Annotated in this window: 16 protein-coding genes; 8 read left to right on the top strand and 8 right to left on the bottom strand. The window is 71.3% G+C overall.

Annotated elements, in window-relative coordinates; genetic code table 11:
* Nucleotides 1–99: 99 nt before the first annotated feature.
* The 3 genes from ACFFGY_RS00665 to ACFFGY_RS00655 are packed head-to-tail and all read left to right on the top strand — an operon-like array spanning nt 100 to nt 3,069.
* Nucleotides 100–1,077, top strand: coding sequence for a glycosyltransferase family 2 protein (locus tag ACFFGY_RS00665; protein ID WP_377042416.1), 978 nt, complete (start codon nt 100–102; stop codon nt 1,075–1,077).
* Nucleotides 1,074–2,006, top strand: coding sequence for an FkbM family methyltransferase (locus tag ACFFGY_RS00660; protein WP_377042415.1), 933 nt, complete (start codon nt 1,074–1,076; stop codon nt 2,004–2,006). Before ACFFGY_RS00665 ends, ACFFGY_RS00660 begins: the two co-directional genes overlap by 4 nt.
* A 28-nt stretch (nt 2,007–2,034) precedes the next feature.
* Nucleotides 2,035–3,069 (top strand): glycosyltransferase family 2 protein, encoded by a 1,035-nt coding sequence (locus tag ACFFGY_RS00655; RefSeq protein ID WP_377042414.1) that lies wholly within the window; start codon nt 2,035–2,037, stop codon nt 3,067–3,069.
* On the opposite strand, the gene ACFFGY_RS00650 is transcribed toward ACFFGY_RS00655, so the two are convergent.
* The 8 genes from ACFFGY_RS00650 to ACFFGY_RS00615 form a co-directional block, all read right to left on the bottom strand.
* Nucleotides 3,001–4,317 carry a glycosyltransferase family protein gene (locus ACFFGY_RS00650; RefSeq protein ID WP_377042413.1) on the bottom strand — a complete coding sequence of 439 codons (1,317 nt, stop codon included), beginning with the start codon at nt 4,315–4,317 and terminating at the stop codon, nt 3,001–3,003. The two genes, ACFFGY_RS00655 and ACFFGY_RS00650, sit on opposite strands and share 69 nt — an antisense overlap.
* 36 nt (nt 4,318–4,353) lie before the next feature.
* Nucleotides 4,354–6,462, bottom strand: a complete 2,109-nt coding sequence (locus tag ACFFGY_RS00645; protein ID WP_377042412.1) for a hypothetical protein — start codon at nt 6,460–6,462, stop codon at nt 4,354–4,356.
* Complete coding sequence (locus tag ACFFGY_RS00640) at nt 6,462–7,685, bottom strand: glycosyltransferase (RefSeq protein WP_377042411.1); 1,224 nt, start codon at nt 7,683–7,685, stop codon at nt 6,462–6,464. Before ACFFGY_RS00640 ends, ACFFGY_RS00645 begins: the two co-directional genes overlap by 1 nt.
* A gap of 172 nt (nt 7,686–7,857) precedes the next feature.
* The gene (locus ACFFGY_RS00635) at nt 7,858–9,204 is read right to left on the bottom strand and encodes a putative O-glycosylation ligase, exosortase A system-associated (protein ID WP_377042410.1); all 1,347 of its coding nucleotides are present in this window, start codon (nt 9,202–9,204) and stop codon (nt 7,858–7,860) included.
* A gap of 9 nt (nt 9,205–9,213) precedes the next feature.
* Nucleotides 9,214–12,060, bottom strand: a complete 2,847-nt coding sequence (gene prsT / locus ACFFGY_RS00630) for an XrtA/PEP-CTERM system TPR-repeat protein PrsT (RefSeq protein WP_377042409.1) — start codon at nt 12,058–12,060, stop codon at nt 9,214–9,216.
* Nucleotides 12,061–12,074: 14 nt separating this feature from the next.
* Nucleotides 12,075–13,475 carry a PEP-CTERM-box response regulator transcription factor gene (gene prsR / locus ACFFGY_RS00625; protein WP_456316139.1) on the bottom strand — a complete coding sequence of 467 codons (1,401 nt, stop codon included), beginning with the start codon at nt 13,473–13,475 and terminating at the stop codon, nt 12,075–12,077.
* Nucleotides 13,472–15,553, bottom strand: a complete 2,082-nt coding sequence (gene prsK / locus ACFFGY_RS00620) for an XrtA/PEP-CTERM system histidine kinase PrsK (protein ID WP_377042407.1) — start codon at nt 15,551–15,553, stop codon at nt 13,472–13,474. Before prsK ends, prsR begins: the two co-directional genes overlap by 4 nt.
* Nucleotides 15,554–15,578: 25 nt before the next feature.
* A complete protein-coding gene (locus ACFFGY_RS00615; RefSeq protein WP_377042406.1) occupies nt 15,579–16,919 on the bottom strand; it encodes a sugar transferase in 1,341 nt (446 codons plus the stop codon).
* Nucleotides 16,920–17,257: 338 nt separating this feature from the next.
* Between ACFFGY_RS00615 and ACFFGY_RS00610 the strand changes: the two genes are divergently transcribed.
* From ACFFGY_RS00610 to ACFFGY_RS00590, 5 genes are read left to right on the top strand one after another with little or no spacing between them, the layout of a single operon-like run.
* A complete protein-coding gene (locus tag ACFFGY_RS00610) occupies nt 17,258–17,878 on the top strand; it encodes an XrtA/PEP-CTERM system exopolysaccharide export protein (RefSeq protein ID WP_377042405.1) in 621 nt (206 codons plus the stop codon).
* Between the two features lie 3 nt (nt 17,879–17,881).
* Nucleotides 17,882–19,393, top strand: coding sequence for an XrtA system polysaccharide chain length determinant (locus ACFFGY_RS00605; RefSeq protein WP_377042404.1), 1,512 nt, complete (start codon nt 17,882–17,884; stop codon nt 19,391–19,393).
* Nucleotides 19,390–20,298: a P-loop NTPase family protein gene (locus tag ACFFGY_RS00600; protein WP_377042403.1), complete on the top strand. Its 909-nt coding sequence runs from the start codon at nt 19,390–19,392 to the stop codon at nt 20,296–20,298. Before ACFFGY_RS00605 ends, ACFFGY_RS00600 begins: the two co-directional genes overlap by 4 nt.
* Nucleotides 20,299–20,311: 13 nt before the next feature.
* Nucleotides 20,312–22,024: a porin family protein gene (locus tag ACFFGY_RS00595; protein ID WP_377042402.1), complete on the top strand. Its 1,713-nt coding sequence runs from the start codon at nt 20,312–20,314 to the stop codon at nt 22,022–22,024.
* Nucleotides 22,025–22,034: 10 nt separating this feature from the next.
* Nucleotides 22,035–23,003, top strand: a complete 969-nt coding sequence (locus ACFFGY_RS00590) for an AAA family ATPase (RefSeq protein ID WP_377042401.1) — start codon at nt 22,035–22,037, stop codon at nt 23,001–23,003.
* Nucleotides 23,004–23,010: the final 7 nt, after the last annotated feature.

The following is a 23,010-nucleotide window of genomic DNA, read 5'->3' as shown; positions in this document are numbered from 1 at the left end:
CGCTGATACACTTAGTTTTTGCCCGTTTTCATTGATGAATTTCCCAGGTTGTCAGAGATTGTTTCCAAGGCTCCTCCTTTTGGCGGTCAGGACCGGCCCTTGGAACTCAGCGTCATCTGTCCCGTCTTCAACAGCGATCCGGCGTTGCTGCGCGCCGCGGCACGGTCGGTGCTATCGGAAGGCGAGAAGAGCGGCGTCGCGGAGCTCATCCTCGTCGATGATGCGTCGTCGAAGCCCGCCACGCTGGAAGCACTGCGATGCCTGCACGCCGAGCCGCGCGTGCGCCTCGTCCGGCAAGACAGCAACGGTGGCCCGGCCTCGGCGCGTAACCGCGGCATCGGCGAGGCACGGACGGAATGGATCGGCTTCCTGGACGCGGACGACCTCTGGTTGCCGGGGCGGATGGAAGCAGCCCGGGCGCTTGTCACGCGGCAAAGCCCGGAATGGATCGGCGGCCGGCACGTCACGCTGCATCGCGACGGCCGTTTCTGCAGTGAACCGGGCATCGCTGAAGCAATGGGCAGCGTGGAAGGTGCCGTGCATCGCGGCCCCGCCCTCACGCGTCAGCTGATCGCAAATTTCTGGATGCATCTCGGCGCAGTCATGGTGAAACGCGATCTCGCTTCGCGCATAGGCGGTTTCGCGGATGGTCTTCGCTACTACGAGGACTTCCTGTTTCTCGCCAAGCTCTCGGTTCTGGCGCCACTGCACCTGCTCAACGCCGATGTTTATGCGTGGCGGCGCACCGGCGCGGGCCTGACCGCCTCGTCAGCCCGTCTCCTGCCCTCCTCCCTGCGGATGCACCGCCTGGCGGCCGCGGATCCGTTGCTGCGTGACGTCCGGCGGGAGCTGCGCTGGGCGCGCTACAGCGCGAGCAAGGGGCTGGCACTCAACAACCTTCTTGCGGGGCACCGCTTCCGCGCGCTGCGCTTGGCCCTCCAAACCTACGGCATGGACCCGCGCGAGATCGGTGATCTCGCCGTCTTCCTGCGGATGTGGCTCGGCGGCGGCACCGGACCGGCCCAGCGACTCCGCTACGCCCGCACCGAGATCTTTCCCCTTCAGGACATCCGATGAACGCGACCGTGCTTTCGCAAGGCTTGCCCATGGTGCTGCGCGCTGCCTGCAGCGGGCTGCGGCTCTACTTCCGGCACGTTCCGCTGCGCTCCGGCAAGGAATGGCTCTGGCGACGCATCGTTCACCGCCACATCCTTTGGCGCTCCTTTCGCATCGAGGCGCGGACGCGCTTCGGGGCAAGGCTGGAGGGTGCCTTCCCGGACGTGGTGCACAGCTACGTCTACTTCTTCGGGGTTTGGGAGCCTTCGGTCACGGCGCTTCTCCGCGCCGCGCTGAAGCCGGGCGACGTGGTGATCGACATCGGCGCCAATGTCGGTCTGCACACGCTGCTCGCCGCCAGCCTCGTCGGGCCGCGCGGGCGCGTGCACGCGGTGGAAGCCTCGCCCGGGATCTTCCGCCGTCTGGAGCGGAACCTGCGAGCGAACGGCGCCTCCAACGTGCACGCCTACAACATGGCGGCCACGGCGGAAGCGGGTCCGGTAACCGTCTTCCTGCACGATGACACGAATCTGGGCGGCACCACCATCGTCGCCGAGGAAGCGGCCCGCAACGGCGCCCGGCGGGAGGCGACGGTGGAAGGGCGGCCCCTCGCGCAGATCGTGCCGGATGAGGAGATCGCTGCGGCACGGCTGATCAAGATCGACGTCGAGGGTGCGGAGTGGATGGTGCTGCAGGGCATGAAGGACGTCCTGCCGCGACTACGCGCGGATGCCGAGGTGCTCGTCGAGGTGAAGCCGGCGGCGCTGGAAGAAACGGGCGGATCGCTGGAAGCGCTGCTCAGCCTGTTCCGGGAGGCCGGCTTCCATCCCTTCGAGGTCGCGAACGACTATCGTCCTGGCTTCTACATCCGTCCCGTGTCCACCACTCTGATCCCCTTCACCCGCACTTCCTTCGACATGGCCGACCTCATCTTCCGGCGGGTCGGGTGACGCCGTGCCGCCACGGGCAGCAGCGGCCATGACCGGACCGGCGGAAGGCATGCCTTCGCCGGAGCATCCGTGCATCAGCGTCGTCGTCCCGACCTACAACCGCGCGGCGCTGCTGGGCGAGACGCTCGACGCCATCCTCAACCAGAGCCTGCGGCCGCACGAGATCATCGTGGTGGATGACGGTTCCACGGACGGCACGGCCGCCATGCTGGCCGCGCGCTACGGGGGCCTCGTCACGGCCTGCCGCATCCCGAACTCCGGCGATCTCGCGGCGCGCAACTTCGGGCTTGCTTCCGCGAGTGGCGATCTGGTGGCCTTCTGCGACAGCGACGATCTCTGGCATCCGGATTTCCTCGGTGCCATGGCGGCGCTCTGGGCGGCCGAACCCCGCACGCGCGTCGCCTTCGCCAACTTCACCATCCTCCAGGACGGACAGCACGGCACGGCACGGAAGTTCGATGCGGCGCCGCCCGGCTACTGGGGCGGCCTCCGCCCCGTGACACCGGACGGCGGCGCGGTGTTCGACGCGCCGATCGTGGACCGGCTGATCCACTTCCAGCCTTTCTTTCCGTCCTGCATGGTGGCGGACCGGCGCTTCCTGCTGGGTATCGGCGGCTGGGACGCGTCGGTGGGGCGCGTGGTCGGCACGGATTTCGCGACCGCCCTCTTGCTGGCGGAGCATGCGCCCTTCGGCGTGGTGTCGCGGCCGCTGGTCGAGATCCGCAAGCACGCCGGCAACTATTCCGCCGACGTGCAGGCGATGAATCTCGGCGACGCGGCGATCCTGGAGCACGTGCTCCGGCGGCGCCCTTCCCTGGTGCAGCACGCCGCCGCCATCCGGGACAGCGCCGCGCGCCGGCGCGCCGACGCGCTCGACATCGCTTTCGGGCGCCACGACCACGCGGCGGTGCGGCAGATCTACGCGCAGCTGCCCGGCGGGCACCGGGGGTGGAGAACCAGGCTCAAGCTGGGGGTTTCCACCCTGCCGCCGCCGCTACCGCGCTTCCTCGGCGGCACGCTCCTCGCCCTCGGGTCCTGGCGCGCGGGTGGCGGCCGGGGCTGAGGCGTGCTGCCGGGCGGGTGACGGGACTGGCCCGCCGGCGGGGCGGAACAGTTCCGGAAAGCCACGACGCAGGATGGTCCGGTACGCCACCGCCTGCGCTTCCGGCCCGCGGCCCTCGCGCAGCCGGCGCAGCGCCGCCACCTGGGCCTCGTAACGGGCACGGTCGGGGCCCCTGGCCAGCACATCCTCCAGCACCGCCTGCATGCCCGCGAGATCGTCGCAGAGATGGCCGATGTCGCCGCCCTCGTCGAACAGCGCCTCGGTGATGGGAACCCGGGCGGCGATCACCGGCTTGCACCAGGCCACGGCATCCATCAGCCCGCCGCTGGGCGAAAGGCTGTAGTAGCCGGGCTGCAGCGGCAGGAACACGTAGTGCAGCTGCGCCAGCCGCGCCACGAAGGTATCGCGGGGGATGTGCCCGATCTCCACGGGATGCGCGATGTCGGCGAAGCACTCGGCCGGAATGGTGTGCGGGCGACCGCCGACGATGTGGAACTCGATCCGGTCGCCGTGGCGGGCGCGGAACAGCCGCGCGGTGCGCAGGAAGGCGTCGATCCCCTTGGAGCCCGTGGCCATGCCCACGATGCCGATGCGCAGCGGCCCGTCCAGCAGCGGCGGTGGGTGACCCGCCGCTTCTCGCGTGTCCACGGGATGCGGCAGCACGTCGGTGCGACGCAGGCTGCCGGGAATGATGGATTCCAGCGCTTCGCGGATCACGGTCTCGAAGACCAGCAGCCTCAACCGTCGCGCCGGCCGCGCGAGCATGGCGTGCAGGTCGAGCCGGCGGATCAGCGGATGGCGCGATCGCCAGCCGACCACCTCGTTCAGGTTGCCGTGCATCCCGACCTGCACGGAGATGGACTGCCGCGCCGTGCGCGCCACGATCAGCGCCGCCAGGATGGCCGTGGGCGTGGTGGAGGCGAGCAGGATGAGGTGCGGCTCCGCGCTGCCCGCCTCGCGCGTGGCGGCCCGCAGCGCGGTTCGGATCGTCCGCAACTCCCGCCAGAAGCGGCGTGCCGAGACGATATGCGTTTTCCAGCGGTGCAGCGGCGAGAGCGTGATGGCGGCGAAGCGCAGGTTCGGCAGGCGCCGCATCGCCGGATCGGCGCGCAGCGCGTCCAGGTGGTCTGCCTCGGCATAGAACCGCACAGCGGTGCCGGGAAGGGCGAGCGCCACGGCCTGCAGCAGGCCGCGGTTGATCGGCACGTGGGCGGTGCCGCCGTTGGTCATGTCGAAGACGAGGATCATCGCTTTGCCCTTCGCCCGCCCCTCATGCCCAGCCGCTCATGATGCGCACCGGGAACCGCCGCGCCCACGCGGGACGATGTGGAAGGTCGGGTCGCGGGCGAAGTCCTGCGGGCGGGTGAAGGGCGCGCCGGCACCCGCCAGCCAGGCGTAGGCCTGTTCTGCCTCCTCGGAGCCGAGCGCGTCGGAAAGGGCCGCGAGCGATGCGAGTGCCAGCTGCGCGTAGTCGCCCTCACTCTTGCTCCAGCCCCCGCCGTTTGAAAGGGCTCTGGCCCGCGTCGCGTCCCCGATCGCCGCCCAGCTGCCCAGGGACTGCCCGGCGGAGGACAGGTTCGCGATCAGGTAGGCGGCTCCGTCGTTCCGGGCAAAGCCGCGGTTCGCCGCCCCGAAGCGCCCGACGAGGAAATTTGCCATCCAGGCCAGCACGGCACGCGCTGCCTCGTCCCCCCGTCGCGCGGCGATGGCCGCCGTGGAGGCAAAGTAGTCCTGCTGCCAGGGCGGCAGCACGCCGGGGGTGCCGTACTCGCCTGGGATCCAGCCGTGTGCCTCGCCCTGGGCTGCCGTCCAGCCGGGGATCTGCGCGCGGATCCAGGCCCAGTTCCCGGCGGCCGCGGCCCGCAGCCAGGGGCGGTCGGGATCATTGTCCGGGCTGGCCCAGGCCGCGTTCTCGAGCTGGCGCAGGGACCAGGCGGCGCCGCGCACCTGGTTGCCGCGCACCACGTTCACGCCCTCCCCCGGCCCCGCGGCGCCGGACGTCCCGCGCGCCATCGGCGAGGGCCACTGCGACACGACGCACCACGAGGCCTGGGCTTGCAGGTTGTCCAGCAGCGCCCGGCGCCCAGTCAGCAGGAAGGGCACGAAGTTCAGGTCCGGCTGGTGCGCGCAGTCGGCCCGCCAGCCGGTATCGCCCGCGATGGGCTGCATCAGCCCGCCCGGCGCGGGGCCGCCCCGCCCGTCGCTCCAGAGCCGGGGCCAGCGGCGCGTGTCGATCCAGCCGCCGGCCCCGCTGCCGCCGGAAGGGTCCCAGTAGTGCCAGGGGATGGAGCCCGCCGCCTCGGCCTGTCCCAGGGCATAGGCGGCCGCGCGTGGGTCGCCGGTGATCAGCCAGGCGGCCTGCGGCATGGTGGCGGGGCCGATATCGGCCCGCCCGCCGGTCTGCGCCATGTCCTGCGTGATCCCCCGCCCGGTCAGGGCCGCGGCCCAGCCGGGCGAGGTCACTGCCTGTCCCATCCGCGCCAGCACGCCCTCGTCGACCCCGGTCGCGAGATCGTAGCGCGCGACTGCCGCCGCGTCGGCGAGGTAGGCGGCGTCGTGCCGCACCCAGGGCGGGGCGGGGGCCGCGCCCTCGCGAACAGTGCCGATGAGACGGCCCCAGCCGGTGTACTGGAACTGCCGTGGAATCCTGGCCTCCAGCGCCACGCGCCCGTCCATCACCAGCTGTGCCGCGTAGGCGGCCTCGCCGCCGTTCGGGCGCATTGCCACGTCGTTGCGGAACCAGGCCTCCACCCAGAGTGATCCATCGGCCCGCAGCGCCACGTCCGCGACGAGCCGCAGCGAGGCGACGCCCCCTGTCGCGGAGGCGGGCACGGCGGCCGAAACCCGCGCCGCCACCGCCAGCGGTCCGCTCTGCCAGGGCGCCTCCGCCAGCGCGGCCCGGAAGGCGGGCAGGAGATCCATCCTCCACTCCGCCCCGCCGGCCGCCCCGCCGGCCGGACGCACCGTGACGATGGCCTGCCGCCCGGCCAGTGCCGCGGTGAGGTCCAGCGGCGGCCCCGCCGCCTCCACGGCGGCTGAAAGCACCACTCCCTGCCGGCTGCCGCGCGACAGGGCCGGACAGGCCAGGGCCACCACTGCCCAGCGGGCCGAGCCGTCGGGGTGGCGGGTCTTCACGTCGAGCTGGACCGGCAGGGGCCGCCCATCCGCGAGCCGCGCCCGCAGCCCGGCGCCCCTGTTCGGCACGTCGCCCGGCCGGAAGGCCTGGCCGAACACGGCGACGCTGCCGGCCGGCCCGCCCGTTCCTTCCAGCACCAGCCCGACCACGTCGCCGGGCTGTGACGCGCAGGCCGGCGCGGGGGCGCGCACCTGCGCCACCGCTCCGCCGGGCACGGCGCAGGCCGCCGCGGCGGCCAGGAGGTCGCGGCGACGCATCACGCCCCCGCCCTCGCCGCCAGGACGCGCCGGAACACCGCCATCTGGCCGGCGGTGGTGTCATCCCAGCCGAAGCCCTCGGCATAGCGGCGGGTGGCGGCCCGGTCCGGCGAGTCGGCCAACAGGCGCCGCACCCCGGCGGCCACCGCCTCCGGCGTCGTTTCCTCCAGCACCAGCCCCGCGGCGGGCGAGCGCACCGCCTCGCGGCTGCCCCAGGCCGGGCTCGCCACCACCGGCGTGCCGCAGGCCATGGATTCCAGCAGCACGTTGGCCCAGCCCTCGCGGCTGGAGGCGAGCACCATCGCATCCGCCGCGCCGTACCATTCCGGCAGGGCCGCATGCGGCTGTGCGCCGACGAGCCGCACACGCTCCTCCACCCCCAGTTGCCGCGCCAGGGCGAGCAGCGCCGCGCGTTCCGGCCCTTCGCCCAGGATCAGCAGGCGGTGGCCCGGCAGCATCGGCAGGGCAGCCACGACGTGATGATGTCCCTTGCGCTCAATCAGATGGCCGACCGAGATGAGCACGGGCTCCTCGCCCAGCCCGAGAGCCGCGCGCGCGGCCTGGCGGGAGGGCGGGGGGTGAAACAGGTCCAGGTCCACGCCGTTGCGCAGCACGGTCACCTTTTCCGCCGGCGCGCCGAGCGCCATCAACCCGTCCCGCAGCCCCGCGCTGACGGCGATCAGCGCGTCGGCTCCTTCGATGGCCCGGCGGATCGCGCGCCGTGGCAGGCGATAGTTCGGGAGCTGGCTCACGTCGGAGCCCCGCGCCGTGATCACCACCGGCTTGCCGAGCTCCTGCCCGAGCCGGAGGGCGGCCACGCCGTCGGGGTAAAGGTAGTGCGCGTCGATCAGGTCGAAGTCGAAGCCGCCCTTCCGCAGGCGTGCCAGCGCCGCACGGGCCGCGGCGTAGAGGGTGGCGGGCGCCGTCAGCATCCCCAGCCCGGGCGGGGCGAGGAAGCGGGGGTGATGCACCCGCAGCCCGTGCCGCAGCACCTCCGCCGGGCCTCGCCCGCCGCGCAGGGGGAACCACGGCACCGGCGCCAGCACCGTGCTTTCCGCCTCACCGCCCGCGACGAGATGCCGGAGACGGTTCTCGACGAAGACGCCATGGTTGGGGCGGCCGGGGCTCGGATAAAGGCTGCTGAAGGTCAGGAGCCGGATCGGACTTTGCGCGCGCCGCATCGGCATCGGAATGGGCGCGTCGACCGCGCGCGACGCGCTCACGACGCTGCCGTCCCGACGCGCGCCGCACCGGCGGCGTCTCGCCTCGCATGTCGAAGGGCGACCAAGAGGCGTTGTCCGGATCCCGCACCGCCCACCAGGTGAGCCACGCGATGCCCGCGAGCATTGCCAGGAAGTAGAGGCCGTCCATGCGCGCGCTCCTTCAACAGCCAGGTCATGCGCCGGCCTTTCCCGCGACGCGGGGAATGGCCGGTCGCCCCGCCAACGCCCGCCAGCCTCGCGCCGCGCCCATCGCCGCTTCGGCCGGCGCAGCGGCTCGCCCGGACAGCGCTGCGCGCGCCAGGCCATGGGTGGCGCCCACGACCACCAGCAGCGTCCAGTAGAAGTCCCAGTAGGAGAGCGACAGGAAGGTGCCGCTGACGAGGTAGGCGGCCATCGAGACCTGGGCCATGCGCCCGAGGTCCCGCGCCCAGGTCAGGTCCGGCCGGTCCCGCGCCACGCGGCCGAGCCGCCAGGCGTAGAACAGCCCCGAGACCGTCAGCCCCACCCAAAGGAAAAAGGTCGGGAAGCCGTGCTCGCCCAGCAGCTCGAACCAGATGCTGTGCACGGCGCGCGCCGGCCCGCCCGGTGCCACCGTGTCCACCGCCGCGCGGTTGTAGGGGCCGGTGAAGCCCGCCCCCACCAGCGGCCGGCTGAGCGCGAGGTGGAACGAGATGTTCCACAACACCAGACGCTCCGAAGCTGATTCGTCCTCCTGGTAGGTGGAGATGGTGTTCATCCGGTCCGTCCAGGCGGCCGGCATGAAGGTGATGGCACCGGCCAGGCAACCCGCCAGCACCGCGCCGGAGATGATCTTGCTGCTGGTGCGCAGCCACATCACGAAGGCCGCCGCCAGTAAGCCGAGCAGCGCGCCGCGCGAGTAGCTGGCCACCGTCGCCAGCAGCGTCAGTGCCATCGCGACCGCGAGCCCGTTGCGCACCAGGCGGTGCGCCGAGTGCATCCGCAGCCAGTTCATCAGCGGCAGCGTCACCAGCATGGCCGCGGCCAGGTGGTTGTTGTCGGTGATCATCGTCTGCGCCGGGCCCCAGACCCGGTAGTTGCCGCCGTTGACGATCGCGAAGATCCCGCCGCGCACGCCGTAGTAGCCGAGCGAGATCACCATCACCCACACCAGCGCGTGCACCCGCCGCCGGTCCGTCAGCATCGATGCGGTGACGAGCAGCACCAGCAGCACCTTCATGGTCTGCTCCCACTTCGCCCAGACCGCCGTGGGATCGCCCAGCGCCGTGACCGAGGTCACGGTGAAGCACGCCATCAGCCCCAACAGCAGGATCGTCACCGCGTTCCAGACGGGCCTGCGCACCTCGCCCACCGCCACGCAGCCGATCACCAGCGCGGCGAAAACGGACAGCGCCCAGGGCATTTCGGAGGCGGGTCCCCAGACCAGCCGGTGCGGGTTCATGAACGATATCCAGGACCACAGCAGGATCCCGGCGAAGGGCCGGGCCACCACCATTGCCAGCAGCGCCACCAGCGTCGCGGCGAAGAGAAGGTCGCGCATCGCCGCTCCTCAGCGAGGCGAGCGCAGGTCGACGAGGAGGCGCTCCGCATCAGCCCGGTCGGGAAAGGCCGGCGCGCCGTCCAGGGCAGCGGTGAGCACCGCCAGCGCTTCCTCCCTGCCACCCGCGGCACGGAGCGCGTAGGCCAAGCGGTAGGCGGAGCCGGGATCAGGCCGCCCCGCCGTGCGCGCCGCGGCGGATTGCCGCAGCAGGGGCACCGCCTGCGCCGCCTGGCCGTCGCGCGCCATGATCCAGCCCAGCGTGTCCGCGGTGTCGGGGCTGGGCGTCAGGAAATACGCACGCTCCGCCAGGGCCAGTGCCCGGGACTGGGCCACCGCGTCCCCCGTGTGCTGCCCGAGCAGCCAAGCCAGGTTGTTGAGCGAGACGGGATCCCCCGGACGGCGCGCCACGATCTTCTCCAGGCGCTGCTCCGCCTCGGCATTCCGCCCGGCCTGTATGTCGAGCTGCGACAGGAAGAGCTGGGCGTTCTCGTCGTCCGGCTTGGTGGCCAGCCAGGACCGCAGGGCGGCGGCCGCCCCGTCCGCGTCGCCCGCGCTGCGCAACGCCGAGGCCTGGCGTATCGCCAGCTCTCCCGACGGGGACCGCGCCAGGGCCGCCGCGTAGGCCGTCGCCGCGTCCCGCGCTCGCCCGGCGGTGGCGAGCACGTCGCCACGCAGCGACAGGCTGGCCGGCTGCGTACCCGGCTGCCCGGCCAGCTGGTCGGCCAGGGCGAGCGCCGCGTCCAGGCCCCGCGCCTGCAGCGCCAGCACGGTCAGCGTCTGCTGCAGCGCCGCGTCGGCCGGGTGCGCCCGCAACCCCTGCTCGATCAGCATTTCCGCCCCGCGCGCATCCCCGGAGCGGACCAGCAGCCCCGCCAGCTGCCGGCGCGCCGGCGTGGAGTCCGGATCCAGGGCCAGGGCCGCGCGGCTCTGCCGCTCCGCTTCCGCCCATTCACCGGCCGCCGCATGGGCCTCAGCACGGGCCAGAGGCAGCGCGACGCCACCCTGGGACTGGAGCGGCGGCGCGGCCAGGATCCGCGCGGCGCCGGCGGCATCACCGGTGCGCATCATCACGCCGGCCCGCGTCACCGCCAGCGGCAGCACGCCGGGCGCGGCCTCCTGCGCCGCCGCCAGCACGGCCCCGGCCTGGGCGGCCCGCGGCGCCCCTGGCGCTGCCGCGGCGGCGAGCTGGCCGATCGCCTCGGCATTGGCCGGATCCGCCCGCAGCACCTCGCCGAGCAGCCGCTCCGCCTCCTCGGGGTGACCATCGATCCGCGCGACGCGCGCCAGGCCGTTCCGGGCGGCGGTGGAAGCGGGATGGTCGCGCAGCACGTCGGAGAAGACCGCGCGTGCGGGCTGCAGTTCGAACCGCGCGAGGTGGAGCGTGCCCTGCAGCACCCCCGCCGCCTCGCCACGCCGCGCAGCCGGGTCCAGGCGTCCCAGTTCCGCCTCCGCACCCGGCAGGTCGCCGCGCTGGATGGCCGTGAAGGCGAGCATCTCCCGGACGCCGGGCCGGTTCGGGTCGCGTTGCAGCGCCCCTTCCGCCGCCGCCGTCGTGCCCGCGGTGTCGCCCGTGGCCATGCGGGCCGCGGCCAGGCGGCCGAGGATGCCGGCGTCGTTCGGCGCGAGTTCCGCGGCGCGCGACAGGCTGGCCGCGGCGTCCCGCGGGCGCCCCGCCTGGCTTTGCAAGCGCCCCAGCATGTCCAGCGCTTCCGCGTCCGCCGTTCCGCGCTCCGCCACGCGCGACAGAACCGCGATGGCCTCCTCGGGACGTTTCGCGTCGATCGCGAAGGCGGCGACGAGGCGCGCGCCGCGCGGGTCTTCCGGGTGGCGTGCCAGATGGCGCTGCGCGGCGTCCTCGGCCTGCGCCGTCTGGCCCAGCCCGCGCTTGGCCAGGGCCAGCATCAGGAAGCCGTCGGGAAAGTTGCCGAGAACCGCACCGATCGGCTGCAGGGCGGCGTCCACGCCCGCCCAGTCCTGCGATCGGGACAGCATGACAGCGCGGAGGTAAAGGCCGGGCGGGCTGTTCGGCGCCACGGCCAGGGCTGCGTCCAGGTCCCCCTTGGCCCGCGTCGCGTCGTTGAGCTGGAGCAGCACCTCGGCCCGCCGCAGATGCGCTTCCACGTTGCCGGGCGCGGCGGCAACGGCGCGAGAGAAGCTGTCCAGCGCCGGCTGCAGCTCCCGTCGTTCGAACTGCAGCGAGCCCTTGCGGAGCAGCCCGTCCACGGATCTGGGATTGCGCGCCAGCAAGCGGTCCAGCGTCGCCTCGGCCCCGGCGCGATCGCCGGCCACCATCGCGAGCGTGGCGTTGGCCAGTTGCACCTCCTCCGCGTCCGGTGCCAGGCGCAGCGCCGCCTCGCCCGCCTCGCGCGCCGGCCCCTGTTGCCGGGTCGAGAGCAGCGCCAGGACCCTGCCCGCCTCGATCTGCGCCGCCACCGCCGGATTGGCCGGGCTGGGGCTCGATGCGGGGAAGTCGCGCAGCAGCTCCTCGAAGCGGCCGGTCACGAGATAGGCCCGGATCAGCAGCGCGGTACCGCGCACGGGATCGTAGCCGCGTTCCATCGCGGCCCGCGCCTCGCGCTCGGCGACCTCGCCGTCGCCGAGCTCCAGGCTGGTCTGCGCCAGCGACGCATGCGCCGTCGCCGAGCCGGGATCCTCGCGCACCGCGTTTCGCCATTCCAGCTGGGCAGCCCTCAGGTCACCCCGCGCCGTGGCCTCCTGCGCGCGCTCCAGCGCCGCGGCCATGGCCGGCGGCACCAGCGCGGCGCTGCCGAGCAGCATGACGCCGGCCAGGATCGCACCTCGCGCGCCTCGCCCCGCGATGCCGGCATGGGTGCGCGCTGAGATCGGGCAGGACATCACGGAGCTCCGGCTCATTTATCGGTATTGGGTGGGTTCGCGGGTGGCTCGACGTAATGGCGGCCGCCGCTCAGCCCGTGGGTTTCCAGCAGCGCGTAGATCGTGGGGCGGCTGACGCCGAGCAGGCGCGCCGTCATGGTGAGGCTGCCGCTGCTGCGCGCCAGCGCACGCTCGATCGCGGTTCGCTCGGCCCGCAGCCGCGTGGCGCGAATGTCTAGGTCGTCTTCCGGCGCCGCTTCCGGCTCGCGCAGTTCCAGGTCGGCCGGCGTGACCAGCTGCGCATCCGCCATCAGGGCTGCGCGCCGGACACGATTGGACAGTTCCCGCACGTTGCCCGGCCAGGTATGAGCCTGAATGGCCTGGGTCGCGGCGGGGTCGAAGCCGCGGAGGCGACGGGAAAACTCCCGCGCGTAGCGGGCCAGGAACCAGCGCGCGAGAAGCAGGGGGTCCTCGCCACGCTCGCGCAGCGGCGGCACGCGGATGGTCAGCGAGTTCAGGCGATACAGGAGGTCGGCGCGGAAGCGCCCCGTTTCCGTCTGCTCCTCCAGCGGCTGGTTGGTCGCGGACACCACCCGCACATCCACCCGGATCGGCGTGCGTCCGCCTACCCGCTCGATCACCTGTTCCTGCAGGAAGCGGAGCAGCTTGGCCTGGAGGGATGCGGGCAGGTCGCCCACCTCGTCGAGAAACAGCGTGCCGTTGTTCGCCGCCTCGATCCGGCCGGTGACCTGCCGCACCGCGCCGGTGAAGGCGCCGCGCTCATGGCCGAACAGCTCGCTTTCCAGCAGCGGCTCGGGAATGGCGGCGCAGTTGATCGCCACGAAGTTCGCCTTGGCGCGCGGCCCCATCTCGTGCAGGGCGCGGGCCAGCGCTTCCTTGCCGGTGCCGCTTTCCCCCAGCAGCAGAACCGGAACGGACACCTGCGCCAGGCGTTCCACGATCCCGCAGACCCGCAGCATGCCTTCGTCGGCCGTGATGATGTCGCGCACCGGACTCGGCCGCGGCGCGGCGGCCAGGCGGAGATTCTCCTCCTCCAGTTCCCGCAGGCGCAGCGCCCGGTCGATCACCGTGCGCAGCAGCGCCACGTCCACAGGTTTCTCGCAAAAGTCATACGCACCGAGCGCGATCGCGCGCAGCATGTTCTCGCGTTGACCCTGGCCGCTGCAAACCACCACGGGCATGCCCGGTGCCACGCGACGCAGGACCTCGAGCGTCGCGAAACCTTCGGTCACGCCCTCCGGATCGGGCGGCAGCCCGAGGTCGAGCAGGGTGACCGCGGGCTGCTCCTTTTCGGCGAGCTGCTTCGCCTGCGCGCGGTTCTGTGCGAGCACCACGCGGAATTCGGGAAAGGCCCAGCGGTACTGGGCGGCGAGGCCGGCATCATCCTCGACGATCAGAAGCTTCGGCTTGCTCAAGGGCATGCCTCCGCGGCCAGTTCAGCCGGCTTCTGCGCGGCGGGGATGGGCGCCGAGGGCTCGGTCGGCACCAGCATGCGCATGGTGGTGCCGCTTCCCAGGCTGCTCCGGGCCAGCAGGTCGCCTCCGGCACGTCGCAGCAGTTCCCGCGCCTGCCAGGCGCCGATGCCGTTTCCATCCGGCTTCGAGGATGCGAGCGGTCGGAACAGGACGTCCCGCAGGAAGGCCGCCGACATGCCCGTACCACGGTCCACGATATCCACCGCCATCATCTCCCCCTGTCGCTGCAGCCGGATCACCACCGGCTGCCCCTGGGAGGCCTCCACCGCGTTGTCGAGCAGATGGGTCACCGCAGCGTCGAACGCTTCCGGCGCCATGGCCACCAGGGTTTCCTCCTCGTCACCGGCCTCGATCAGGATCGGGACAGGCCGGCGCCCCACCAGTTGCTTCAGCCGTGCCCCCGGCCGGATGCGAGACGCGGACGACGGCGTTCCCTCTTCCGGCATCCGCAGCCTGGCGATCAGCGTGTTGATCCGCTCCGCCGCGGCGCGAACCGTGACCAGCATGTCCTGCTGAAATTCCGGATCCCCGATGTTGGCATCTGCGTTGGCCAGCAGCAGGCTGAGCTGCGTTCCCACCGTTTTCACGTCGTGCGCGACGAAGGCGAAGCGCCCGGCATAGGCCTGGATACGCTCGGCATCCGCCACGCGCTGGGCAGCGCGGCGTTCGGCCAGAAACATGGCAACCTCGCGCCCCAGGGCGCGCAACAGAGCGAACACCTCGCCGTCGGGCGCAAAGGACGCCCGAGGCGGGGAAAGCAGCACGACGCCGAGCAGCCCGTCGCGATGATGCGTCAGCGGCACGGCAAGCCAGATCGGACCGAAGCAGCGCCGCAGGTCCTGGAACTCGCCCGGGCCTGGCTGCGCCACCCAGGCCCCGTTCCGCAACGCCAGGACCAGCGCGTGCCCGGCCGGAAGCGTCATCGGAACCGCCGGGCCATTCCAGGACCCCGCCCAGGAAAGCGCCGGCGCGCGCGACGGCGCGTCGCCGGGATCGCGCAGCAACAGGATGCCCGCGGGGCTATCGGCGGGATCGGCCACCGCGCGAATGGCCCGGACCTCCGGCGAAGCTTCGGCATCCGGCGCCGAGAGCGTGGCAACGCAGCGCAGCCATTCCCGCCGATAGTCGTAGCGGGCATGAAAGAAGTGATCCACCACGAGCCGGCGCAGGCGAGAGCGGATCGAGCGCGCGGTAACGGCCACGGCCAGCGTCATGACCGTTCCCGCGAGCAGCCCCACCTGCGCCACGCGTGCCCAGGGACCGCCCAGCCTGTGCAACGCTTCGCCCACGACGCCGGCCCCCAGCAGGAAGGTGCCGGCGATGAGCAGGGTGGCACCGTGGAACACCAGCCCGCGCGACGCGGGCGCTTCGCGCTGGGCCCTCCGGTCACGCATCGCGGCGATCGCGAGCAGCGGTGCCGCCAGCGCCGTCAGCACCGCGCGGGAGTCAATCAGCACGTCCGAGAAAGCGCCGGACAGAGCAGCATCCGCGTAGAGCCAGAGGTCGAAGGCGGCCAGCCCACCGAGCGCGATGCAGGGCAGCACCACGTGCCACCGCATGTCCTCGGGCGCGTTGCGATAAAGGTTCTCGCCGACCAGCACTACGAGCAGCGCCAGGGCAGGCCGCGCCAGGGTGAGCACGGGAGCGAGGCCGTGCAGCCTCGCAGCCTCCGCGGTGGCGGGCAGGAGCGACGCCGCGGCGAGCACCGCCGTGACGAGGCCGAGCGCACCGAAGCTCCGCAACAGGGCCGCCCCGCCGGAACCCGTCAGCCGCCGGCAGAGCAGCAGCAGCACCGCGAGCCAGGTTGCGGTCCGCAGCACATCCGCGAAGCCCGCGATGCCGTCGAGAGGATTCTCCGGCGTCAGCGCCACGGTCGTTGCCCAGAGCACGATGGTGGCACCCGCCACGGCCGGTGGCCGGGCCGCGGCCCCGCGTCCGACCACGAGCACGAGCACCGTCCAGGCCGCGCTGATCGCCGCGCATCCCGCATGAAGGGTGAAGGAAGCGGTGCCGCTCACGCCGCGCGCCCTGTCACGCCGGAAGTCACCGTGCGCCATCCTGGAACAGCACGACCCGCACCGTCGACACCATGATGATCAAGTCAAGGAAAAGGCTGCGGCGGCAAACATAGTACAGGTCGTAGGCGAGCTTCATCCGTGCATCCTCGACCGAGGCACCGTACGGGTAGTTCACCTGCGCCCAGCCGGTGATGCCGGGCTTGACCAGGGCACGGTCGTTATAGTGCGGAATGACACTGCCGAGCTGCTCGACGAAGCTCGGGCGCTCGGGCCGCGGCCCAACGATGGCCATGTCGCCGCGCAGCACGTTGATGAGCTGCGGCAACTCGTCGATGCGGCTGAGGCGCATCAGGCGGCCGAGACGCGTGACGCGCGGGTCGTTGCGCATGGCCCAACGGGCTGCGCCACCCGCCTCGGCATCCACCACCATGCTGCGGAACTTGTAGAGGGTGAAGTGTTTCCCGTGTTGGCCGACCCTGACCTGCCGGTAAAGAACAGGTCCCGGACTATCCAGCCGCACGAGCACCGCCGTCACCGCCCAGACGGGGAAGGTGACCAGAAGGATCATCAGCGCCACCACGACATCGACCGCGCGATGCAGGGCCTGGCCGAGCTGCGAGCGCCGCAGGCCGCGCGCCGTTGCTAGCCAGTCCGCCGGCAGGCGCTCGGGCGCCACGCGGTTCAAGCGGCATTCATCGAGTTCGTCCGGGCTGAGGATCCTTACGCCGGCTTCCTGGAACTGCTGACGCATGGCGGCGGTCACGGCGGCGGATTCGGCCACTACGGCCCAGATCCGCTGCGCCCTCAGCCAATCCGGGCTGGGGGCCTCACCGGCGGCGAGATCGGCCGGCATGTTCACCGGCACCAGGAGGTCGCGTCCCGCCTCGCCTTCCCTTAAGCCGACCAAGCGGGCCGGCACGTTGGGAAGAATGAGCAGGCGGCGGGTGAGCAGGCCGTAGCGCGACGCCGCGATGCAGCCGAGGCGCGCCACGGCCACCCCGAGCGCGCAACCCAGCAGCACCGCACCCACCATACCCCAGGAAAACGGATCGCGGGCGGGAACGAGGAGCTGGAGGCCCAGCCAGGTAAGAATGAGCAGCAGCAGGGCAGCGACGAACCCCCCGGCAACGAGCCGCCTGGCGCGCGACAGCACCTCTGGCCTGTAGAGGCCGCTGGCGCCCACCACCACGCCGCAGCAAAGCGCGACCGCCATCGCGACGAGTCCGGCGTCCAGCGTGTTGACCGGCGTGTCCTGCGCTACGCCCAGCACTGCCAGCGCGTAGACGGCGAGGAACACGGAAGCCGTTTCTGCCAGGTACAGGATCAGCAATTCCGAACGGACGTCATGTCCGAACATGCTCGTCATCAGGCCGCTCCCGAAGAAAAGCCCTCTCTGTCCGTAGTATTTACCATTGTGGCCCAGGAGGCGGAAGATTTTATAACAGCAATGAGATTTGATTGTTGATTGAAAGAAGCAAAAAATCTGGTACGTAATTTCATGAAACGTGAGAAAAAATCTTTCAATTCAATATTTTTTCTGATCAATACTTTTATTTTCGTTCAGAGTTATTCAAATGTTGTAAGATATTCATTGATGGCGGTCCTAACGCTGGTAAGTTTCCCTGCGTCCGACAGCGGAGATAACGGCCGTCGGACAACAGCATCCACCCGGCACAGCGTCGGAAAGGGGAGCGGAAGCCCGCCATGTCCCGCATCGGATATCCACTCCTGCTTCTGATGACAGGGGTTTCCCTGGCAGGCTGCAGCGGGCCATCGGGCGCGCCACGCGACATCGCGGCGGCCTCGCAGCCCTCCTCCGAATACGTGCTCGGTGCCGGAGACACGCTCTCCATCTTCGTTTACCGGGCCCCGGAGCTGAGTGCGCCGGACCTGCCGATCCGGCCCGATGGCCGGCTCTCGCTGCCCCTTATTCCGGACATCGAGGCGGCCGGGCTGACCGCTTCGCAGCTGGGCAAGCACATCGAGGAAAGGCTGCGCACCTACGTGCGCGATCCCGTGGTGACGGTGATGGTCCGGTCCTTCCAGGGCCCGCCGGATCGCCAGATCCGCGTGATCGGCGAGGCTGCGCAGCCCATGTCGATGCCTTACCGGGAAGGCCTGACCGTTCTTGATGTCATGATCGGCGCGCGCGGGCTGACCCGCTACGCCGCGGGCAACCGGGCGGAAATCATCCGGCGCGACGCGGGCGGCCGTTCCACCGCCATTCCGGTCCGCCTGTCGGACCTGCTGCGGGACGGGGACATTTCCCAGGATGCCGCGATGCGCCCGGGCGACACGCTGGTCATCCCGCAGGGCTGGTTCTGAACCATGCAGGCAACCGCTTTTCTTCGCCGTCACGCACGGGCCGGCTGGCGACACCGCTGGGTGGCAATGGCCATCGCCTGGCTCGTCTGCCTGGGCGGCTGGGCCGGCATCCACGCGCTGCCCAGCCAGTACGAATCCAGCGCGCGGCTCTACGCCGATGCCGATGCGGTTCTCGGCCTGCTGCTGCGCGGCATCGCGATCGATGGCACGCCGGCCGGACAGGTCGAGGTGCTGCAGCGCACGCTGCTGAGCCGCCCCAACGTGGAAAAGGTCATCGCCCGCACAGGGTTGGACGAGCAGGCACCCGACACCGCTTCGCGCGACATGATGATCCGACGGTTGATGCGGGACATCCACATCACCACGCAGACGCGCAACCTCTTCACCATCGATTATCGTGACCCCAGCCCTCACGTGGCGCGCGCCGTGGTGCAGACCACGTTGAACCTTTTCATGGAGGCTGCGACGGCGACCGACCGGCAGCAGATGGAAAGCGCGCGCACCTTCGTCGCCCAGCAGATCGCCTCCTACGAGCAGCAGCTGCGGCAGGCGGAGCGGCGCAAGGCCGAGTTCCAGGCACGCTACATCGACCTGCTGCCATCCGATGCCAACGGCGGCATCTCGCGGCTGGAAGCGGCGCGGGCGCGGCTGCAGCAGGTGCAGGGCGAGCTGCAGGATGCCCGCACCAAGCGTGACCTGACGCAGCAGCAGATAGACGCCACGCCGGCCCAGATCGTCGCGGAAACGGGCGGCGGTGGCGGGGGTGGTGACGGACGCATCGCCGAGGCGGAGCGCAACCTGCGAGAGCTGCGCCTGCGCTACACCGACCAGCATCCCGACGTGCAGGCAGCCCAGCGTACCCTGGCGGCACTGCGCGCGGGCGGAGGTGGCAGCACGGCGCCGCGCGTCGCCGCGCAGCGCATCACCCGCTCGAACCCGCTCATGGAGCAGCTGCGCGTCCGGCTCGTGGACGTGGAAGCCCAGATCGCCTCCCTCGAGCGTCAGGAGCGCACGGGCCACGCGGAGGTGGACCGGCTGGACGCCGTGGCCCGCAGCGAGCCAGAGGTGCAGGCGCAGTACCTGAACATCGACCGCGACTACACCGTGCTGCGGCGGAACTACGAAGAGCTGCTGGCCCGGCGCGAGTCCATTCAGATCGCCGGCGCCGCGCGTACCAACTCCGACCGGATGAGGCTGGAGGTGGTGGATCCACCGACGCTGCCGCTTGTACCGGTCGCGCCGAACCGCCTGCTTCTCGCGGCCGGCGTGCTGATGGCGGGGATCGGGGCCGGGGTGCTGGCCGCGGCGGCCCTCGTCCGGCTGGATCGCACCTTCTACACGGTCCATGACCTGCGCAGCCTCGGCCTGCCCGTGCTGGGCGGCATTTCGGCACCCGCGGCCCCGCGCCGCCTTCTTCCCGCTCTCGCCTTCGCCGGGGCCTTCGTCCTGTTGCTGGCGGGTTTCGGCGCAATACTCGGCGGCGTGCCGGGTCAGGTCATGAGGATCCTGGCATGAGCCCGGCCGCCCCCCAACGCACCCACCTGGTTGAACGCGCCGCCGAGTTGCTGGGCGGGCATGGCGGGACGCAGGACTGGCGCACCGCGCGCCCTGACACGCCGCCGATCCCGGAAGCGCCCGCCAGGCCCGCGACGGTGGTGCCGCCGGAGCCGCCGCCGATCGCGTCGGAAAGGCTTCAGGCCACCGGCCTGATCGTGGCGCAGAACGGGCCCGGACGGAGCCGCGCAGTCGAGGAAATCGCCGTCGTCCAGCACCAGATGCTGCGGACGGTGCAGGAAGGTCCGCGATCCTCCACGCCGCAGGGCCGCATCGTGGTGGTGACCAGCGCGCTTCCCGGCGAGGGCAAGACCTTTGCCGCGCTCAACCTGGCCGCCGCGGCAGCTGGTGGCGCGGCCGGCGTGGTGCTGGTGGATGTCGACGGGCGCCAGGGCGGTTGCAGCCACGCGCTCGACGTCGCCGGGCGACCCGGGCTTTACCAGCTGGCCTCGGACCCTGCGCTCCGCCCGACCACGCTGCCGCTGCGCACCGCGGTCGATCGCCTGCTCTTCCTTCCCCACGGCGTGGGCGGCGTGGCTCCGGAGCCGGGCAGCCGCCGCGACCTGCCTTCGGGCGCGGCGATGGCGGACGCCATCCTGCGCCTGGCTTCCGCCCTTCCGCGGCACGTCATCGTGCTCGACACGCCGCCTAGCCTTTCAACCAGCGAGGCGAGCACGCTGGCCTCCATTGCCGGCCAGGTCATCCTAGTGGTGGATGCGGAGCGGACGCAGCGTAACGAGGTCGAAGCCGCGCTCGACATGCTTGAAGCCTGCCCGGTGTTGCAGCTCCTGCTGAACCGCGTGCGCTTCTCCGCCAACGACACCTTCGGCGCCCATGGAAGCTACGGTGCGCCCGATGTGGGCTGAGACCGTACGGAAGTTGCTCGCCAGCAGGTGGTTTGCCCTCGGCACCGCGCTTGCCCTGGCGTCCCAGGCGCATGCCGAGCCGCCGCTGCCCCTCCTTTCGGAACCCTCCCTGCCGGTGGATGCGACGGCGCCGGAGCCGGGCTCGGGCACCACCGCGGGCACGGGTGCCGCCGCCGGGCCCTTCACCCTGCCGCAGGCCGCGGACAGCGGCACCGTCCGGCTCGATGCGGCCAACTTCCCCTACGGCGTGGTGGCGCCGCCGCCCGAACCATCTGGACGTGGCTGGAGCATCACGCCCAGCCTCGGCCTGGAGCTTCTCGCCACCGACAACCTGTATCAGAGCCACACGAACCGGCGCGCGGACTTCGTCACCAGCGTCGTCCCCGGCCTCCTCCTGTCGGTGGATACGTCCCGTCTCCGTGGTCTGCTCAACTATGAGCCCAGCATCGAATTCCACGTTGCGCGGGGCGAGCAGAACCGCGTGGACCAGAACTTCAACGGGCAAGTGCTGGCCACGGTGGTGCCGGACTCTGTTTTTCTCGACATACGCGGGGCGGGCGCGACCCAGGCCGCGAGCGGCGGCTACGCGCCGCAGGGCCTGGCCGTCACGGACCGGAACAATCGTGTCCAAACAAGCAGCGTCCAGATCTCCCCTTACTTCGTCCACCGCTTCGGCGGCCTCGGCACGGTGCAGATCGGCTACGCCTTCCAGGCCGTGTCGCAGGATATCGGCGGCAACGGCATCGGCGGCGGCCGGGACGACGGCGGTTTCACGCCCAACGGTCAACGCTACTTCTCCGACCAGGACTTCACCGCGCACGAGTTCTACGCTGTGGGCCGCACGGGCGAGAACTTCGGTCCCCTCGCCTTTCAGACCAGATTGGACTCGACCAGCTACGACGGCACCGGCGTGCTCGACGGCGCCTACCGGCGGATCGCCTCGGTGGAAGCGCGCTACGCCGTCACCCGCACCATCCTGGCCCTGGTGGAAGGCGGCTACGAGGGGCAGCGCTACAGGGGCGTGCCGGGCATCGAGATCAGCGAGCCGGTCTGGGCCGTCGGCGGGCGGCTGAACTTCTCGCCCGACAGCTGGATCACCGCCAAGTACGGGCACCACGACGGCTTCAACTCGGCCACGGTGGATGCCGTGATCGGGGTGGGCGGGCGTACGCAGATCTTCGCGAACTACGCCGAGCGCCTGACAACCAACGCCCAGCGCGCCGTCGACCTCCTTGCCGCCACCACGCTGGACGAGCAGGGCAACCCGGTTGACTCCGAGACCGGCGCACCGACGGCGCAGCCCTTCGCCGACTCCTTTCTCGGCGTGCAGAGCAATCTTTTCCGTGTCCGCCGCGGCGCCATCTCGGTCAGCCAGACCTGGCCGCGCGACCGCATCACGCTGACCCTTTCGCGCGAGGATCGCCAGCCCGTCTCGGTCGAGGCCGGAACCACCGCCTTCAGTCAGCGCGGCACCTCCGGAAGCCTCACATGGTCGCACGATCTGACCCCGGCGACCTCCACGGTCGGCAGCGTCCAGTACGGCCGCTTCAACTCCCCTGGCTCCGGCCGAGGTGACGTGTTCAGCGCGAGCGCTGCGCTCGTCACGCAGCTCATGCCCAGGCTCAGCGCCTTTGCGCAGTACGCGTTGACGACCCGCGGCGACGACTACGCTTCCGGCAGGGCGTTGCAGAACGTCGTGCTCGTCGGATTGCGTCAGACCTTCTGAGGGATACGCCATGCAGATTGACCGCTACGGCTTCCGCGAGCAGCCCTTCCAGATGACGCCGGATGCGCGGCTCTTTTTTCCCAGCTCCGTTCACAGCCGCGCCTATGCCCATCTCACCTACGGGCTGGCGCAGCGGGAAGGCTTCATCGTCGTCACCGGCGAGGTCGGCGCGGGCAAGACCACCCTTGTTGAGCGCCTTTGCGGCACGCTGGACCCGGAGGGCTTCGCCGTCGCGCGCATCGCCACCACGAAGGTTTCGGGCGACGACGTGGTGCGCCTCGTGGCCGACGCCTTCGGGGCGCCTTCGGGCGGCACCAAGGCGCGCGTGCTGCTGGGCATCGCCGCCATTCTGCGCAACGGGGCCAAGCGCCACCTGCTGATCGTGGACGAGGCGCAGGGCCTTCCACTTGCGGCGCTGGAGGAGCTGCGGATGCTTTCCAACGTCACCGATGGCGGCCAGGCGCCGCTGCAGACCGTGCTGCTGGGCCAGCCGCAGCTGCGCCGGATGCTCGCCAGCCCCGATCTCGACCAGCTCCGCCAGCGCGTTCTCGCCTCCTATCACCTCGGCGGCCTGTCCCGGGAAGAAACGCACGCCTATGTCGAGCACCGCCTGCGCGCCGTGGGCTGGACCGGCACCCCGAGCTGGGAAGCGCCCGCGCTGGATCTCGTGCACCGCTACAGCGGCGGTATCCCCCGCCGGATCAATCGCCTTTGCGCCCGCGTCCTCCTTGCCGGCGCGCTGGAAGACACCGACCAGCTGACCGGACCGATGGTGGAGGCCACGGCGCTGGAACTGGAGGACGACCTCACCGGCGGCACGGCGGACCTAGCCGGGCCCGAAACCTTCCGCCCGGGCGTGGAATCGCTGGACCGCCTGACGCACCGGGTGGAAGCCCTGGAACGCCTCACGGCCCGCCGCGAGCGGGTCCTGGATCGCATCTCCGAACTCTTCGGCGATGGCGCCTGGGCGCGGCGCTGAGGCCGTG

The organism is Roseomonas elaeocarpi (assembly GCF_042433915.1).
GTDB lineage: Bacteria > Pseudomonadota > Alphaproteobacteria > Acetobacterales > Acetobacteraceae > Roseomonas > Roseomonas elaeocarpi.
Note: the sequence above shows the minus strand (reverse complement) of the source record. Positions and strands in the feature narration are given on the sequence as shown.

Bases quoted from the DNA above. Each gene is read 5' to 3' on its own strand.
- ACFFGY_RS00590 (WP_377042401.1), top strand. From the start codon at position 22,035: ATGCAGATTGACCGCTACGGCTTCCGCGAGCAGCCCTTCCAGATGACG.
- ACFFGY_RS00600 (WP_377042403.1), top strand. From the start codon at position 19,390: ATGAGCCCGGCCGCCCCCCAACGCACCCACCTGGTTGAACGCGCCGCC.
- ACFFGY_RS00615 (WP_377042406.1), bottom strand. From the start codon at position 16,919: ATGACGAGCATGTTCGGACATGACGTCCGTTCGGAATTGCTGATCCTG.
- prsT (WP_377042409.1), bottom strand. From the start codon at position 12,060: ATGTCCTGCCCGATCTCAGCGCGCACCCATGCCGGCATCGCGGGGCGA.
- ACFFGY_RS00605 (WP_377042404.1), top strand. From the start codon at position 17,882: ATGCAGGCAACCGCTTTTCTTCGCCGTCACGCACGGGCCGGCTGGCGA.
- ACFFGY_RS00655 (WP_377042414.1), top strand. From the start codon at position 2,035: ATGACCGGACCGGCGGAAGGCATGCCTTCGCCGGAGCATCCGTGCATC.
- ACFFGY_RS00645 (WP_377042412.1), bottom strand. From the start codon at position 6,462: ATGCGTCGCCGCGACCTCCTGGCCGCCGCGGCGGCCTGCGCCGTGCCC.
- ACFFGY_RS00635 (WP_377042410.1), bottom strand. From the start codon at position 9,204: ATGCGCGACCTTCTCTTCGCCGCGACGCTGGTGGCGCTGCTGGCAATG.
- ACFFGY_RS00660 (WP_377042415.1), top strand. From the start codon at position 1,074: ATGAACGCGACCGTGCTTTCGCAAGGCTTGCCCATGGTGCTGCGCGCT.
- ACFFGY_RS00610 (WP_377042405.1), top strand. From the start codon at position 17,258: ATGTCCCGCATCGGATATCCACTCCTGCTTCTGATGACAGGGGTTTCC.
- ACFFGY_RS00650 (WP_377042413.1), bottom strand. From the start codon at position 4,317: ATGATCCTCGTCTTCGACATGACCAACGGCGGCACCGCCCACGTGCCG.